13 protein-coding genes are annotated in these 14,308 nt (G+C 64.8%); 8 read left to right on the top strand and 5 right to left on the bottom strand.

The window, feature by feature from the left end; genetic code table 11:
• The first annotated feature begins 10 nt into the window (after positions 1 to 10).
• The 7 genes from rpoD (at position 11) to NYR55_RS02530 (ending at position 8,109) form a co-directional block, all read left to right on the top strand.
• Positions 11 to 2,041 carry an RNA polymerase sigma factor RpoD gene (rpoD, locus tag NYR55_RS02500; protein ID WP_260019671.1) on the top strand — a complete coding sequence of 677 codons (2,031 nt, stop codon included), beginning with the start codon at positions 11 to 13 and terminating at the stop codon, positions 2,039 to 2,041.
• A gap of 209 nt (positions 2,042 to 2,250) precedes the next feature.
• Complete coding sequence (locus NYR55_RS02505) at positions 2,251 to 3,177, top strand: PAS domain-containing protein (protein ID WP_260019672.1); 927 nt, start codon at positions 2,251 to 2,253, stop codon at positions 3,175 to 3,177.
• A 24-nt stretch (positions 3,178 to 3,201) separates the two neighbouring features.
• Positions 3,202 to 3,927, top strand: a complete 726-nt coding sequence (locus NYR55_RS02510) for a hypothetical protein (RefSeq protein WP_260019673.1) — start codon at positions 3,202 to 3,204, stop codon at positions 3,925 to 3,927.
• Positions 3,928 to 3,998: 71 nt separating this feature from the next.
• Positions 3,999 to 4,844, top strand: coding sequence for a MoxR family ATPase (locus NYR55_RS02515; protein ID WP_260019674.1), 846 nt, complete (start codon positions 3,999 to 4,001; stop codon positions 4,842 to 4,844).
• Positions 4,845 to 4,940: 96 nt separating this feature from the next.
• Complete coding sequence (locus tag NYR55_RS02520; RefSeq protein ID WP_260021525.1) at positions 4,941 to 5,471, top strand: CHAP domain-containing protein; 531 nt, start codon at positions 4,941 to 4,943, stop codon at positions 5,469 to 5,471.
• A gap of 47 nt (positions 5,472 to 5,518) precedes the next feature.
• Positions 5,519 to 6,925 carry a hypothetical protein gene (locus NYR55_RS02525; protein WP_260019675.1) on the top strand — a complete coding sequence of 469 codons (1,407 nt, stop codon included), beginning with the start codon at positions 5,519 to 5,521 and terminating at the stop codon, positions 6,923 to 6,925.
• Between the two features lie 5 nt (positions 6,926 to 6,930).
• Positions 6,931 to 8,109, top strand: a complete 1,179-nt coding sequence (locus tag NYR55_RS02530) for a VWA domain-containing protein (protein ID WP_260019676.1) — start codon at positions 6,931 to 6,933, stop codon at positions 8,107 to 8,109.
• A gap of 3 nt (positions 8,110 to 8,112) precedes the next feature.
• Here NYR55_RS02530 and NYR55_RS02535 read toward each other — a convergent pair whose 3' ends face one another.
• The gene (locus NYR55_RS02535) at positions 8,113 to 8,406 is read right to left on the bottom strand and encodes an Hpt domain-containing protein (RefSeq protein ID WP_260019677.1); all 294 of its coding nucleotides are present in this window, start codon (positions 8,404 to 8,406) and stop codon (positions 8,113 to 8,115) included.
• 83 nt (positions 8,407 to 8,489) lie between these two features.
• Between NYR55_RS02535 and NYR55_RS02540 the strand changes: the two genes are divergently transcribed.
• Positions 8,490 to 10,778 (top strand): hypothetical protein, encoded by a 2,289-nt coding sequence (locus NYR55_RS02540; protein WP_260019678.1) that lies wholly within the window; start codon positions 8,490 to 8,492, stop codon positions 10,776 to 10,778.
• Positions 10,779 to 10,799: 21 nt separating this feature from the next.
• Here NYR55_RS02540 and NYR55_RS02545 read toward each other — a convergent pair whose 3' ends face one another.
• From NYR55_RS02545 to NYR55_RS02560, 4 genes are read right to left on the bottom strand one after another with little or no spacing between them, the layout of a single operon-like run.
• Positions 10,800 to 11,075 carry a DUF1467 family protein gene (locus NYR55_RS02545; protein ID WP_260019679.1) on the bottom strand — a complete coding sequence of 92 codons (276 nt, stop codon included), beginning with the start codon at positions 11,073 to 11,075 and terminating at the stop codon, positions 10,800 to 10,802.
• 4 nt (positions 11,076 to 11,079) lie between these two features.
• Positions 11,080 to 12,720 carry a ribonuclease J gene (locus NYR55_RS02550; protein WP_260019680.1) on the bottom strand — a complete coding sequence of 547 codons (1,641 nt, stop codon included), beginning with the start codon at positions 12,718 to 12,720 and terminating at the stop codon, positions 11,080 to 11,082.
• Positions 12,721 to 12,760: 40 nt separating this feature from the next.
• Complete coding sequence (locus NYR55_RS02555; protein ID WP_260021526.1) at positions 12,761 to 13,558, bottom strand: type III pantothenate kinase; 798 nt, start codon at positions 13,556 to 13,558, stop codon at positions 12,761 to 12,763.
• Positions 13,559 to 13,598: 40 nt separating this feature from the next.
• Complete coding sequence (locus NYR55_RS02560) at positions 13,599 to 14,300, bottom strand: biotin--[acetyl-CoA-carboxylase] ligase (protein ID WP_260021527.1); 702 nt, start codon at positions 14,298 to 14,300, stop codon at positions 13,599 to 13,601.
• Positions 14,301 to 14,308 lie beyond the last annotated feature (8 nt).

A 14,308-nucleotide genomic window follows, 5' to 3' on the forward strand; every position in this document is an offset into this window, starting at 1 on the left:
AGGGTTTTTGATGGCGAAGTCGAATGGCGGCGGGGATGACACGATCGAGGCTGGTGACGCGCCGCTGATTGATCTGAACGAAGGTTCGATCAAAAAGCTGATCGCGCGCGCGAAAAAGCGCGGCTACATCACCGTCGATCAGCTCAACGAAATGCTGCCTCAGGATCAGTTCTCGTCCGAACAGATCGAGGATGTGATGTCGGCACTGTCCGACATGGGCGTCAATGTGGTCGAGAACGAGGATGCCGGCGAGGACGGCGAGGCGGAGGAAGATCCCGCCGATGATCTCGATTCGGGCGATGGCGGCGATGATGGCACGCTGATCGTCGAGACCAAGAAGAAGGAAACCGTCGACCGCACGGACGATCCCGTCCGGATGTACCTGCGCGAGATGGGCGCGGTCGAACTGCTCAGCCGCGAGGGCGAAATCGCCATCGCCAAGCGGATCGAGGCGGGTCGGGACACGATGATCCTGGGCCTGTGCGAATCGCCCATCACCTTCAACGCGATCATCGGCTGGTCCACGGCCCTGAACGAAGGGACGATGCAGCTGCGCGAGATCCTGGATCTCGATGCCATGCTGTCCAAGGATCCGGCGCCCGAATCGCTCTCCGACGAGGACGAGGAAGGCGATGGCGAGATCAGCGAAAAGACCGCTGGTCCGTCGTTCAAGGAAGAAGAGGATATCGAGGAGGAATCGGCCGACGAGGACGATGACGAATCGATGACCGAGCGGCGCGCGCGCCGGCCGTCCGACGATGAGGACGAGGACAACACGCTCAGCCTTGCCCAGATGGAAGAACAGCTCAAGCCGCAGGCGCTTGAAAAGTTCGCCAACATCACGGCCATCTACAAGAAGTTTTCCAAGGTGCAGCAGGCGCGCATCGACGCCATGGCTGCCGGTGCCGAATTCTCGTCGGCCGATGAAAAGAAATATCAGAAGCTGCGCGAAGACCTGACCGCAGAGGTCGAAAGCGTGCAGTTCCATCAGGCCAAGATCGAATATCTGGTCGATCAGCTGTACAGCTATAACCGGCGCCTGACCGCGCTGGGCGGCCAGATGCTGCGCCTTGCCGAACGGCACAAGGTGCCGCGCGCCGCTTTCCTCGCCTCCTATATGGGCAGCGAGCTTGACGAGAACTGGCTGACCTCGGTCGCCGGGATCGACAAGAAGTGGAAGGCGTTTGCCGAGAACGAATCCGACGGCGTTGATCGCATCCGCGTCGAAATCGCCGAAATCTCGCAGGCGACGGGCATGAGCCTGGCGGAGTTCCGCCGCATCGTGAACATGGTGCAAAAGGGCGAGCGCGAAGCGCGGATCGCCAAGAAGGAAATGGTTGAGGCGAACCTCCGCCTCGTCATCTCCATCGCCAAGAAATACACCAACCGCGGGCTTCAGTTCCTGGATCTGATTCAGGAGGGCAATATCGGCCTGATGAAGGCGGTCGATAAGTTTGAATATCGCCGCGGCTACAAGTTCAGCACCTATGCGACGTGGTGGATTCGTCAGGCGATTACCCGGTCGATCGCGGATCAGGCGCGGACGATCCGCATCCCGGTGCACATGATCGAAACGATCAACAAGCTGGTCCGCACCAGCCGCCAGTTTCTGCACGAGCAGGGCCGCGAACCGACGCCGGAGGAAATGGCCGAGCGCCTGTCCATGCCACTCGAAAAGGTTCGCAAGGTGATGAAGATCGCCAAGGAGCCGATCAGCCTCGAAACGCCGATCGGCGACGAGGAAGACAGCCATCTGGGCGATTTCATCGAGGACAAGAATGCCGTCATCCCGGTGGATGCAGCCATTCAGGCAAACCTCAAGGAAACCGTCACCCGCGTGCTCGCCTCGCTGACGCCGCGTGAGGAGCGCGTTCTTCGCATGCGGTTCGGCATCGGCATGAATACCGACCATACGCTGGAAGAAGTGGGTCAGCAATTCAGCGTGACCCGCGAGCGTATCCGGCAGATCGAGGCCAAGGCGCTCCGCAAGCTGAAGCATCCCAGCCGCAGTCGGAAGATGCGTAGTTTCCTGGATCAATAGGCAATCGCATCCGAATCGGATGCGTTAACCGGACCTGTTCGGTGACCGCATCATTTCGGTAAATTGCTGAAATGCCGTATTCCGGCATAGCCGGTGTTCGGCAAATTGCGCGGTCCTGCTGCGCATTTGGTGCGATTTCGGACCAAGACGGGTTTGGACTGATCCGGCATCTGTGCGATCCTCCCCTCAACCAGAATGGGAGGGACGGCATGTCGGCTCTTGCGGGCGCGAACGGCGCTAATGCACCGGTTACGGTATCTGCGTCCGAACTGGTCCGAAATTTTGGCGAGTGGCAGGACCGGGCGCTCAACCGCCCGGTATTCATCAACAAGCGTGGCCGTTCGCGACTGGTCCTGATGGCCAGCGAGCTGCTGGACGCTGCGCGCAGCGATGCGGCCGACCGGCCGGGCGATGGATCGGATGCAGGGCATCCGGTGATGGAGGCGCTGCCCCTTCCCGTCCTGCTGATGGACGATCGCCTGATCATCCGCTGGCATAACCGGGCGGCGCGCGACCTGTTCGGCGATGGCGATGCCCCGATGATCGGCGCGCGGTTCGATGAACTGCCAATGTTCGCGGGCAATGATTATCCCACCGCGATCCTGCGGCGCGTTGCCCTTACCCGCATGGCCGACGCGATGGAGCTGGCTGTCGGCGAAATCGGCCGGGAACGGCAGCTGTCCCTGTCGATGCAGCCGATTGCCAACGGGGTCGCCCTGATCGCGCGCGACATGGGCCTGCACCATGCGCTCGCCACGGCCCAGGCTGCGCTCGGCGCGCTCGACGAGGCGATGGCGATGCTGCCCGGCGTCGCAACGCTGCGGATCAATCCGCGCGGTTATTGCGCGGGATCGACGGCATCGCTGGCTAGACTGACCGGGCTTTCCGCGCCGGCGCTGGAACAGGTTCGGGTGGCCAGCCTGTTCGATATCGGCTCCCGCGTGGCCGTTACCGATGCGGTCAATGCGGTGTTTGCCGATGGTGCCCCCCGGGTGATCGGGGCGACCCTGCTGGCCAATGGCCATGATCCGGTTGCGGTGATGGTCGCGCTCGGCCCGATCTTCGGCGGCGCGACCATCCTGTCGGTGCAGGCCGTACTGGCCGTGCGTCAGGGCGACAAAATGCTGCCTGCTTAAACCCCCTCTTTACCGCCATTGCCTATGGTCGCCGCGCAGAACGAGGCGGTCGGCGCGATGGACGCCGGCTTGCGGGAGCATGACGACACGATGGCACAGGCGGCAGTTCACGGTTTCGGTAACGCTTGGGATGCCCTGTCGGCGCTGATCGAGGCGGATGGAGCGCATACGCACCGGTTCATCGGCCGAGCCAGCGAATCCGGCTTTCCCGAACGCGATCTGGCCGACATCGTGCACCATCTGTGCGTGCTGCACGGGCGCTATCCGGGGCTGATCGACCTGGCCGCCAGCCATGGCGATCCCGCCGAAGCAGCCCAATGGGCCGCCGATGCCGCCGGCGCCTTTGCCGCAGAGCGCGGTTTCCTTGCCCGTCTGGTTTCCGCGGTCGGCCCCCTGCCCAGCACGCCGGGCCAGGCCGAGGCAGAGGCTGCCGTTGCGGCCCAGCGGCACGCGCTGGACATGCTGGGCCGGTCCGATCGTCGCGGCTGCGCGCTGGGCGCTGCGGTTGCCCTCACCCTGGACTGGCCTGGGCTGCGCCTGGTGATGGACAATGTCGCCAACCGGCTGGGCGTCACCCCGCCCCGCCTTGCGCTTCCCGAACGCTATGAAACCGCAGCGATGGTCGAGCAGGTTGCCGGCAGCACGCCGGTGGAGCGCGCGCTTCTGTTCGGTGCGCAACAGCTGATCAGTCAGCATCGCGGCCTGTGGGATCTGCTTGCCGCGCGCGCCGATGCGCGCAGCCGGATCTGACCCCGTTTCGCTTGCCATGACCTGACGCGCCGCTATGCACGGGTCCGTTGCAGAACGGAACGGAGTGGCTGATGCGTTTTGACGGCACCGATCGCTATGTGGCGACCGACGATCTGCGGGTCGCGGTGAACGCCGCAGTCACGCTGCGCCGCCCCCTGCTGGTCAAGGGTGAGCCGGGCACGGGCAAGACCGTGCTGGCACAGGAAATCGCCCGCGCCATGGATGCGCCGCTGATCGAATGGAACGTCAAATCGACGACCAAGGCGCAGCAGGGCCTGTATGAATATGATGCGGTGGCCCGGTTGCGCGATGGTCAGTTGGGCGATCCGCGCGTCCACGACATCGGCAATTACATCCGCCGGGGCAAGCTGTGGGACGCCTTTGTCAGCGATCGCCTGCCGGTTCTGCTGATCGATGAGATCGACAAGGCGGACATCGAGTTTCCGAACGACCTGCTTCAGGAACTCGATCGGATGGAGTTCCACGTTTATGAAACCGGTGAAACGGTGCGTGCCGCCGAACGGCCGGTCGTGGTCATCACGTCGAACAATGAAAAGGAATTGCCCGACGCGTTTCTGCGCCGCTGCTTCTTCCACTATATCCGGTTTCCGGACCGGGAAACGATGCAGGCGATCATCGACGTGCACTTCCCCGGCATCCAGCAGCTGCTGGTCAGCCGCGCGCTCGACCTGTTCTATCAGGTGCGCGAGGTGCCGGGCATCAAGAAAAAGCCGTCCACGTCCGAGCTTCTCGACTGGCTGAAGCTGCTGCTGCACGAGGACATGCCGCTGGAGGTGCTGCAGAACCGGGATCCGACCAAGGCGATCCCGCCGCTGCATGGCGCTCTGCTCAAGAACGAACAGGATGTGATGCTGTTCGAACGCTTGGCCTTCATGGCCCGCCGATCGGGCAACTGACCGCAGCCAGCAACCCGATGTAAACCATCACGGGCATAGCGTATGGCGATGCGCGTCGCCCGATTCCTGTCCCTTCCCGTGCTGTGCGGCCTGGTCATGGCCGTGCCCGTCGCCACGCCCGTCCGCGCGGGCAGTTGGTCCAGCTATGTCGGCGAATGCGTTCCCTTTGCCCGGCAGATGTCCGGTATTCAGATCTATGGCGATGCCTGGACCTGGTGGGATGCGGCAAAGGGCCGTTATGAGCGCAGCCGCACGCCGCGCGTGGGATCGGTGATCGTCTTCGAGCGCGCGGCGCACCTGCGCCTTGGCCATGTCGCGGTTGTCAGTCGCATCGTCGAGCGCCGCGTCCTGATGGTTACCCATGCCAACTGGTCCCGGTTCGGCGGCAAGCGCGGGCGCGCGGAACGCGACGTCACGCTGTTCGACGTGTCGGCCCGCGGCGACTGGAGCGAGGTCAAGGTGTGGTACCGCGACAATGACGGTCTGGGCTCCAGCCGCTATCCGATCGCCGGGTTCATCCATGGCCGCCCGGTTGGCGCCGGAACGCCCCCTGCCCGCCCCTCGCCCGAATTGACGGCAGAGGCACCGGACTTTGTCGGGTCGCTCATTGACGCCTATGCCCGCTAGGCAGGGGGACTTGATGGACCATGGGGCCAGCGCCTAAGGCTGTCGGCATGGCAGGGCAGGACATGGCAATGCGGCAATCCTGGCTTGCGATCGCCGGCATCACGCTGGCCGGCCTGGTCCTGCGATTGCTGTCCGCCCGCGGCGGGCTGTGGCTGGATGAGGCATGGTCGGCCCGCCTGGCGCATGATGTCGGCACGCCGCTTGGCATCTTTCTCAATATCAACCACGACAATAGCCATCACCTGAACTCACTATGGCTGCAGACCGTGGGGCTTGGCGCACCGTCATGGCTTGCCCGGCTGCCCGCCATCGTCACCGGCACGCTTGCCGTCCCGGTCGCCGCGATGATCGCCGCGCCGCGCGGCCGATGGCCGATGATCGCAACCGCCATCCTGTTCGCACTATCGCCGATCCTCGTCACCATGGGGTCGGAAGCGCGGGGCTATGCCCCGATGGCGCTGGCGTTCCTCACTGCCATCCTGCTCGTCGACCGATGGCTGGCGCGCAGCGATGCGGCATATCGGCCCCAGATCGCGATCGCGCTGTGCTGTTTCCTCGGCATTTTCAGTCAGATGACCATGTTGTTCGGGATCGTCGCGATGGGCGGCTGGGTGTTCTTTGCGCTGTGGCAGCGTGGCGGTCCTAAAAGTGCGTTCACGGGATCGCTGAGCCTGTTCTGGCCCGCCCTGCTGGCGACGTTGCTTGCGCTGGCGATCATCGCGGGCGCGGCGGCGGCCGATCCGCGCGGGTTTCAGTTCGGCAGCTACGAACCCTTTGACCTCAAGCTGTTCCTGCACGGCATCATCGAGATGTTCGGCTATACGATCGGCTGGCCTGTCAATTCGCTCTGGCTGCTGCCGCTGGTCGGCGGGGCGGTCATCGTGGCGCGGTCCGCAGGGGCCAGCCGCATGGCCTTTTATCGCCTGGCTATCCTGGCCTTCCCTGCAATGCTGGCGCTGCTTCAGTCGGGCAATGTCGGCCATCCGCGCTATTACCTTGTCGCAGGCATCGCGCTGCTGCTGATGTTGGGGGAGATGACCGGCAGCGCCATCGCTTCGGCTGGCTGGCGCCGCGTCGCTGGAGCCGGTGCGCTGATCGCGATGCTGGTCGGTGCGATGGTTCAGAATATCGAGCTGATCCGCAACCGACGTGCCGATCCGGCCATCGCCATTGCCGTCATGCAACAGCGCGCGCCCGGCGGCACCCGCGTCTTTCTGGAGCGGCCCACCGCCGATGCGATGGTAGAGGTGGCGGCGGCTCAGGCGCGCTATCCGGTCACGCTTCAGCATACGCCCTGCCCGGCTGCGCCCTTCATCCTGGCCGATCGGTACAAGGGCGAGCGTTTCCCCGCTGACATCACCCTGTGCGGCGGCACGTACCGCCCGATCGCCGGGCGCATCGCAACGGGCATGTCCGGCACGCACTGGCGCCTGTATCAGCGGCAGGGGCGCTGAACCCGATGTTCCACGGCTTTATCGACGCCCTCCGCGCCGCCGGTATCCAGGCCAGCCTGAAGGAACACCTGATCCTGCTGGAGGCGCTGGAACAGGATGTGATCGACCGTACGCCGGAACAATTCTACTTCCTGGCCCGCGCCACGTTTGTGAAGGACGAAGGACTGATCGACCGGTTCGATCAGGTATTCGCACGGATCTTTCGCGGTGCGGCCGGATCCACGCTGCCGCCCGAAGCCGAATTGCCCGAAGAATGGCTGCGCGCCGTGGCAGAGGCGTTTCTGACCCCGGAGGAAATGGCCCGCGTCAAGGCGCTGGGCAGCTGGGACGAGATCATGGACACGCTGCGCCAGCGGCTCGCCGAGCAGCAGGAACGGCACGAGGGCGGGTCGAAATGGATTGGCACCGGCGGCACCAGCCCGTTCGGCAATGGCGGATACAATCCCGAAGGGGTGCGGATCGGCGGCGAGGGGATACAGGGCCGCGCGGTAAAGGTGTGGGAAGCGCGCGAGTTTCGAAATCTCGACAATAGTCGGGAACTGGGCACGCGGAACATCAAGCTGGCGCTGCGCCGGCTGCGCCGCTTTGCCCGCGAAGGCGCGGCGGAAGAGCTTGACCTTGATGCGACGATCAGCGGCACCGCGCGACAGGGCTGGCTTGACGTCCGGCTGCGCCCGGAACGGCACAATGCGGTCAAGCTGATCCTGATGCTCGATGTCGGCGGATCGATGGACCCGCATATACGCCTGGTCGAAGAGCTGTTTTCAGCGGCGACGAGCGAGTTTAAGCATCTGGAATTCTATTATTTCCACAACTGCCCGTACGAAAGCGTGTGGAAGGATAATCGCCGCCGCACATCGGAACGCATCCCGACACTGGAACTGCTGCACCGGTTCGGCCCGGATCACAAACTGGTGCTGGTCGGCGATGCCGCGATGAGCCCCTATGAGCTGACCCATCCCGGCGGTTCGGTGGAACATTTCAATGAGGAGGCCGGGATCACGTGGCTTGGCCGCCTGACCGGGATGTGGAAATCAGCGGCGTGGATCAACCCGGTGGCCGAGGAACATTGGGGATACAGCCATTCGACGCGGCTGATTCGCGATGCGATGCGGGACCGGATGTATCCGCTGACCCTGGCTGGCCTTGACGATGCGATGCGGGAACTCAGTCGCAGGAAATAGCGGTCAGAGCCGCTCCACCGCCCGTCGCATCCGGCGCAGCAGCGTGGCGTCGCCCGGCGTCGCATCCGCCGCTTCACCGGCCAGCGCCATCAGGCGGACGGCACCAAAGCTGGCTGCCAAACCTTTCAGGCGCAGCGCCGCGACCCGCCATCCATCGCGCTCGTCGGCATCTTCCATCACGGCGATGCACCGCTTGACGCCATCAAGAAACGCCTCGCGCAGTTCCGCGATCAGTGCAGGCTCGTCGCCGACCGCTGCCGCCAATGTCGCGTCGATTGCTCCGGGATCATAGGCCATAAGCCGATGGTATCGCGCCACAGTTAATCAAATGTTACCAAACCAGGGTGTCCGTCCCCCGATAATGTGGTAACCATATTGCCATGAACGGGGGCTCAAGGATCATCGACATTCGCCCGGAACGGTCGGATGCGGTCGCGGACCAGGTGGAAATGCCGGAACAGTCGGATGAACCGGTCTGGACGACCGACGGGCAGCAGCCTGCGGCCGAACCCGTGCGGCACGGCTGGCTGATCGCGCTTGCCGTCCTGTTGTCGCTGGGCTGGCTGGGTACGATGCTGTGGCTGTCGGCGCCCGTCCTGGCCGCGGGTATGGCACCGGTTGCGCTGGTTCAGTTCATTGCGGCGCTGTGCGTGCCGATCGTCCTCATCACCACGCTCTGCCTGCTGTTGATGCGGACCAGCCGCGCGGAAGCACGCCGGTTTGCCGCGACATCTGCCGGGATGCGGGCCGAGGCGGCGGCGCTGGAACGGGCGATCGCGGCGATCAGCGCGACGCTGGAGACCAACAGGCAGGAACTGAGCCGTCAGACCGGCGAGCTGATTGCCATGGGTGAGCGCGCGGGCGATGGCATGGCCCGTGCCAGCGAACTGGCAGCCGACAAGAGCCGCACGATCATCGACAGCGCCGATCGCCTGGACCAGAGCATGGACCGGGTGGATCAGCGGCTGAACCTCGTCATGTCCCTGATGCCCAAGGCAAAGGCGGAGGCGGAGGAGATGACCGCCGCCCTCGATACGGCCGGGCTGCGCGCTGGCGAGCATGTCGCATCGCTTTCCGCCGAACTGGCCCGGGTTGCCGAGCGCGGCCGGGAAGCAAACGAGATTGCGGGCGGCGCGGCCGAACGGCTGGCCGCCCACATCGGCCGCATGGAAGCGACCAGCGAAGTTGCCGGCGCCCGTCTGGAGGCGGTAACCAGTGAAATGTCGGACGCCGTGGATGGCGTGCTCGACCGCGCCGCCACCGCGATCGAAGAGGCGCGTCGGGGCATCTCCGCTCAGGGCGAGGCCATGCTGGCCATGCTGTCCACCAACCAGGCGGCGATTGAACGCACCGGGCTGGAGGGCAGCGCCGCGCTGGCCGACCGGATTTCGGCGATTGAACAGTCGATTGAACGGGTTGCCGAGCGGCTTGGCGAGCAGCGCGGCGCAACCGATGCCCTGTTCGAACGGCTGGATCGCGGCGTCGATCACGCCGATCAGCGGATGGCCGCCATGCACAGTTTCGGCCTGGAGCGCAGCCAGTCGCTGGCCGCTGCGATCAGCGCGCTGGACCAATCGGCTCAGGCGATGACGCGCACGCTGGAAAGCGGCGACGACATGGCCCGATCGGTCATCGTGACGTCCGAATCGCTGCTGCTGGCGCTCGAGGCCGCGGCACGCGAAGTGGACGAAACCCTGCCTGAGGCGCTGGCGCGGCTCGATCATCGGATTGCCGCAAGCCGCCGCGTCGTCATGGATGCCAAACCGGAGCTGCTTGCCCTGGTCACCGCTGCCGAAAGCACGCACGACGCAATCGAGGCGATCGCCGGGGTCATTGCGACGCAGCGGGATACGCTGGCCGCACTGTCACAGCATCTTCTGGAGACGCTGGACACCGGGCATGACCGGATCAACGGGGTGCGGGCGATTGCCGATGCAACGATTGAAACGACCCGCCGCTTTGCCGAGGATTCGGCGCCGCATCTGATCGAAACGCTGGTCCGTATCCGCGAAACGGCACAGACCGCCAGCGATCATGCCCGCAAGACGTTGGGCGATGTGATCCCGTCGGCCGTCCGGCAGCTGGAAACCGAGGGGACGGCCGCGCTGGAAAACGCCGTCGACCGCACCGTCCGGCGGCAGATCGACGAACTGGCAGAGGCGGGCGACGCGGCCAGCATGGCCGTGGCCCGCGCGTCGGAACGGCTCAGCCAGCAGATTTTCGCGATTGCCGAGGCGACGGCAACGGTCGAAACCCGGCTGCAAAGCGCGCGCGAGGAACGCGACAAGCACGACCATGACCAGTTTGCCCGCCGCGTGTCCCTGTTGATCGAGGCGCTGAATTCGACCTCGATCGACATTGCCAAGATCTTTGCGCAGGACGTGACCGACAGCGCCTGGTCCGCCTATCTGAAGGGGGATCGCGGGGTCTTTACGCGCCGTGCCGTGCGCCTGCTCGAACCCGGCCAGGCGCGCGAGATTGCCCAGCTGTACGACAATGACGACACGGTGCGGGAACAGATCAACCGTTACATCCACGATTTCGAATCGATGCTGCGGCAGGTGCTTGGCCTGCGCGATGGATCGCCGCTGGGCGTCACGCTGCTGTCGTCCGACATGGGCAAGCTGTATGTCGCGCTGGCGCAGGCGATCGAACGGCTGCGCATCTGATCGCGGGGTCGGCCGGCCCGCTCAGCGCGGCGGCGGCCCCATCAGCCGGGTGATATCCAGCATTTCCATCGTCACCCAGCCATTGCGGTAATTCAGCACGAACAGCGTGAACAGGATGGTTGCCACCACCGTGTTCCACAGGGCGAGCTTGCCAAAGCTGAACCGCGCGGGCGCGCCGTCGGCCTGACCCGGTACCGGCACGCCTTCATCCCCCTGTCGCCGCATGAACGGCAGGACGATGAACAGGCACAGCATCCAGAACAGGAAATAGATCGCCAGGGCCGATTGCCACGCCATCTGGTCAGCCCCCGATCAACAGCACGTCCACGACCGGCTTCTTGCCGGTCCAGCGGGTGGCAACGCGGCGAACCGCCAGGCGCAGCGCCTCGCGCAGCTTGTCGGGATTGCCCGCACCCTGATCGGCTACCACCTTTTCCACGGCTGTCTCCGCCTCATCCAGAAAGCTGTCGCGTTCCTCTTCGACCGGAACGCCGTTCAGCCGGACCTGCGGCCGGCCGATCAGCTTGCCAGCACGGCTCACGGCCACGGCCAGCGAAATCTGGCCATTCAGCGCCAGTTTGCGCCGTTCGTTGATCGTGCCGCCATCGGCGGGCAGGATCACATCACCGTCGAGGACAAGCCGACCGGCGGGAGCAAAGCCGACCCGCTCCGGCTGCCCCGGTGCCAGGCGGATGATCTCGCCATTCTGTTGCACGACGGCGCCCGGCACACCCTGACTGACCGCAAACCGCGCCTGTTCGGCCATGTGGCGGATTTCGCCATGCACCGGCACGACGAAATTCGGCCGGATCCAGCCATACATGGCGGCCAGTTCCGGACGGCCCGGGTGGCCGGACACATGGACATGGGCCTGACGGTCAGTGATCATCGCCACGCCCTTGCCGGCCAGGATGTTCTGGATGCGGCCGATCGCGATCTCGTTGCCGGGGATTTGCTTGGACGAAAACACGACCGTATCGCCGCTCTCCAGCTTGATCGGGTGCGTGCCCTCCGCCACGCGCGCCAGTGCCGCGCGCGGTTCGCCCTGCCCACCGGTCGCCACGATCATCACCCTGCTGCGCGGCAGCCGCATCGCTGCGTCAAAATCGATCGTTTCGGGAAAATCGCGCAGATATCCCGTCTGCTTGGCAACACGCAGGATGCGGTCCAGCGACCGTCCAGCCACGCAAAGCTCCCGCCCCGTATCCCGCGCGACGTCCGCAAGCGTCTTCAGCCGTGCGGCATTGGAGGCAAAGGTGGTGACAAGCACGCGCCCCTCGGCCGCGCCGATCACTTCGGCGAGGCCGGCGCGAACATCGCCCTCCGACCCCGACGGTTCGGGGTTGAAGACATTGGTGGAATCGCAAACCAGCGCCAGTACGCCCTGATCGCCAATCGCCTTCAGTTCCTCAGCGGTGCTCGGCACACCGATCTGCGGCGCGTCATCGAGTTTCCAGTCGCCGGTGTGGAAGATGGCGCCGTGCTTGGTTTCGATCAGGACTGCATTGCCCTCCGGAATCGAATGGGCCAGCGGGACATAGGTGAACCGGAACGGTCCGAGGTCAAAGCTGCCCTGATTGTCGATCACGTTCAGTTCGACGCGGTCACTCACCCCCTCCTCATCCAGCTTGCCCCGGATCAACCCGGCGGTGAACGGCGTTGCGTAAAGCGGCACGCCAAGATCGGCGGCCAGATAGGGCAGCGCGCCGATATGATCCTCATGCCCATGGGTCAGGACGATGCCGAGCAGGTCGTCGAGCCGATCCTCAATGAACTGAAGGTCGGGCAGGACGATATCGACGCCGGGATATTCACCGCCGCTGAAGGTGATGCCGCAATCGACCATCACCCATTTGCCCTGCGTCCCATAAAGGTTGACGTTCATCCCGATTTCGCCGGATCCACCGAGCGCAAGGAAAAGCAGTTCGTTACCTGGAGTCACATTCGTCCAATCATCAAAAGGCGGATCACGCCGCCATCGTTCATTGCCGGGTCCGCGACCACAGCATCGCCAGCCCCTGAAGCGTCAGGTCCGGCTCAATCACATCGAAAACGCTGGTGTGGCGCTCGAACAGAACGGCCAGCCCGCCCGTTGCGATCACCTTGGCCGGCCGGCCAACCTCTGCCTTCGTCCGCGCGATCATCCCCTCGATCATCGCGATATAGCCCCAGTAAATGCCGATATGCATCTGTTCGACCGTCGTGCGGCCGATCACGCTGGTGCTGGCTGGTGCCTCGATCGCGATGCGCGGCAGCTTGGCGGCGGCCGTGAACAGCGCATCCAGCGACAGGTTGATGCCCGGCGCAATCACCCCGCCCTTGTACGTGCCGCGAAAATCGATGACCTCGAACGTCGTCGCCGTGCCGAAATCGATGACCACCGCATCGCCCGGATGCAGCGCATGGGCCGCAATGCAATTGAGCGCCCGGTCCGCGCCAAGGCTTTCCGGCTCGTCAACATCCAGGGCAAAGCCCCATGCCGCAGGCCCCTTGCCAGCGATGACGGCTTCGGTGCCGAAATATTTGCTGGCCAGCATCTGGAGATTGTGGAGCGCGCGGGGAACCACGGTGCCGATGATCACCGCATCAACGGCCGATCGGTCCAGATCGTTCAGCTGCAACAGCTGGTTCAGCCAAACGGCATATTCGTCCGCGGTCCGGCGCGGGTCCGTTGCGATCCGCCAGCGCGCGAGCACGCTGTGCCGACCATCCGGGCCAGGCTCAGGCGCCATCAGCGCAAAAACGATATTGGTGTTCCCGGCGTCGATCGCAAGCAGCATGGCCAACCCCTAGCTCCTTCCTTGCCCGATTGCGAGCGGATCACACAAGGAACACGTCCCCGGCATGGATTGTCACGATCCCCTGATCCGGGGTTGCCAGCATCAGCGCACCGGCGGCGTCGATGCCTTTGAACAGCCCCGTTATTCGGGATCCGTCCGGCAGGTGCGTGGACAGCGCGGTCCCGACCGGATGAGCTCTGGCCAACCAGTCCGACCGTGTTTCGGCTAGATCACGATCACGCCACCGCCCCAGCCACCGGGCAAAGGTTTCCGCCAGCAGCTCGACCAGTTGCTGCGGGGCCACGTCAAATCCGGTCGCGGACAGGGCGATGGTTGCCCGATCGGTCAGCACGGGCGCATGGACCAGGTTCACGCCAAAGCCGATGACGACGGCATCGCCGGATCGCTCCATCAGGATGCCCGACAGCTTCGCCCCGTCGATCAGCAGGTCATTTGGCCATTTGATCCGCAGCCGCTCGCCCAGCAGCGCCAGGCTGCCAACTGCTTCATGCAGCGCCCCGGCGGCGACCAACGCCAGGCTGGGCGGAGAAGGATCCCACGACCGCAGCCGGACGATGGTGCTGGCATACAGGTTGCCCGGCGGCGATTGCCACGCCCTGCCCTGTCGCCCGCGCCCACCGGTCTGCCGATCAGCACGAAGCCAGGATCCCTCCGGCGCTCCCGCCCCGGCCATGGTCAGGCAATCGGCATTGGTCGATCCCGTTTCCAGGACCGTGCGGATATCCGCCG

Source organism: Sphingomonas sp. BGYR3 (assembly GCF_025153455.1).
Taxonomy (GTDB): domain Bacteria; phylum Pseudomonadota; class Alphaproteobacteria; order Sphingomonadales; family Sphingomonadaceae; genus Sphingomonas.

Coding starts and splice junctions, on each gene's coding strand:
- rpoD (WP_260019671.1), top strand. CDS start 11: ATGGCGAAGTCGAATGGCGGCGGGGATGACACGATCGAGGCTGGTGAC.
- NYR55_RS02505 (WP_260019672.1), top strand. CDS start 2,251: ATGTCGGCTCTTGCGGGCGCGAACGGCGCTAATGCACCGGTTACGGTA.
- NYR55_RS02510 (WP_260019673.1), top strand. CDS start 3,202: ATGGTCGCCGCGCAGAACGAGGCGGTCGGCGCGATGGACGCCGGCTTG.
- NYR55_RS02515 (WP_260019674.1), top strand. CDS start 3,999: ATGCGTTTTGACGGCACCGATCGCTATGTGGCGACCGACGATCTGCGG.
- NYR55_RS02520 (WP_260021525.1), top strand. CDS start 4,941: ATGGCCGTGCCCGTCGCCACGCCCGTCCGCGCGGGCAGTTGGTCCAGC.
- NYR55_RS02525 (WP_260019675.1), top strand. CDS start 5,519: ATGGCAGGGCAGGACATGGCAATGCGGCAATCCTGGCTTGCGATCGCC.
- NYR55_RS02530 (WP_260019676.1), top strand. CDS start 6,931: ATGTTCCACGGCTTTATCGACGCCCTCCGCGCCGCCGGTATCCAGGCC.
- NYR55_RS02535 (WP_260019677.1), bottom strand. CDS start 8,406: ATGGCCTATGATCCCGGAGCAATCGACGCGACATTGGCGGCAGCGGTC.
- NYR55_RS02540 (WP_260019678.1), top strand. CDS start 8,490: ATGAACGGGGGCTCAAGGATCATCGACATTCGCCCGGAACGGTCGGAT.
- NYR55_RS02545 (WP_260019679.1), bottom strand. CDS start 11,075: ATGGCGTGGCAATCGGCCCTGGCGATCTATTTCCTGTTCTGGATGCTG.
- NYR55_RS02555 (WP_260021526.1), bottom strand. CDS start 13,558: ATGCTGCTTGCGATCGACGCCGGGAACACCAATATCGTTTTTGCGCTG.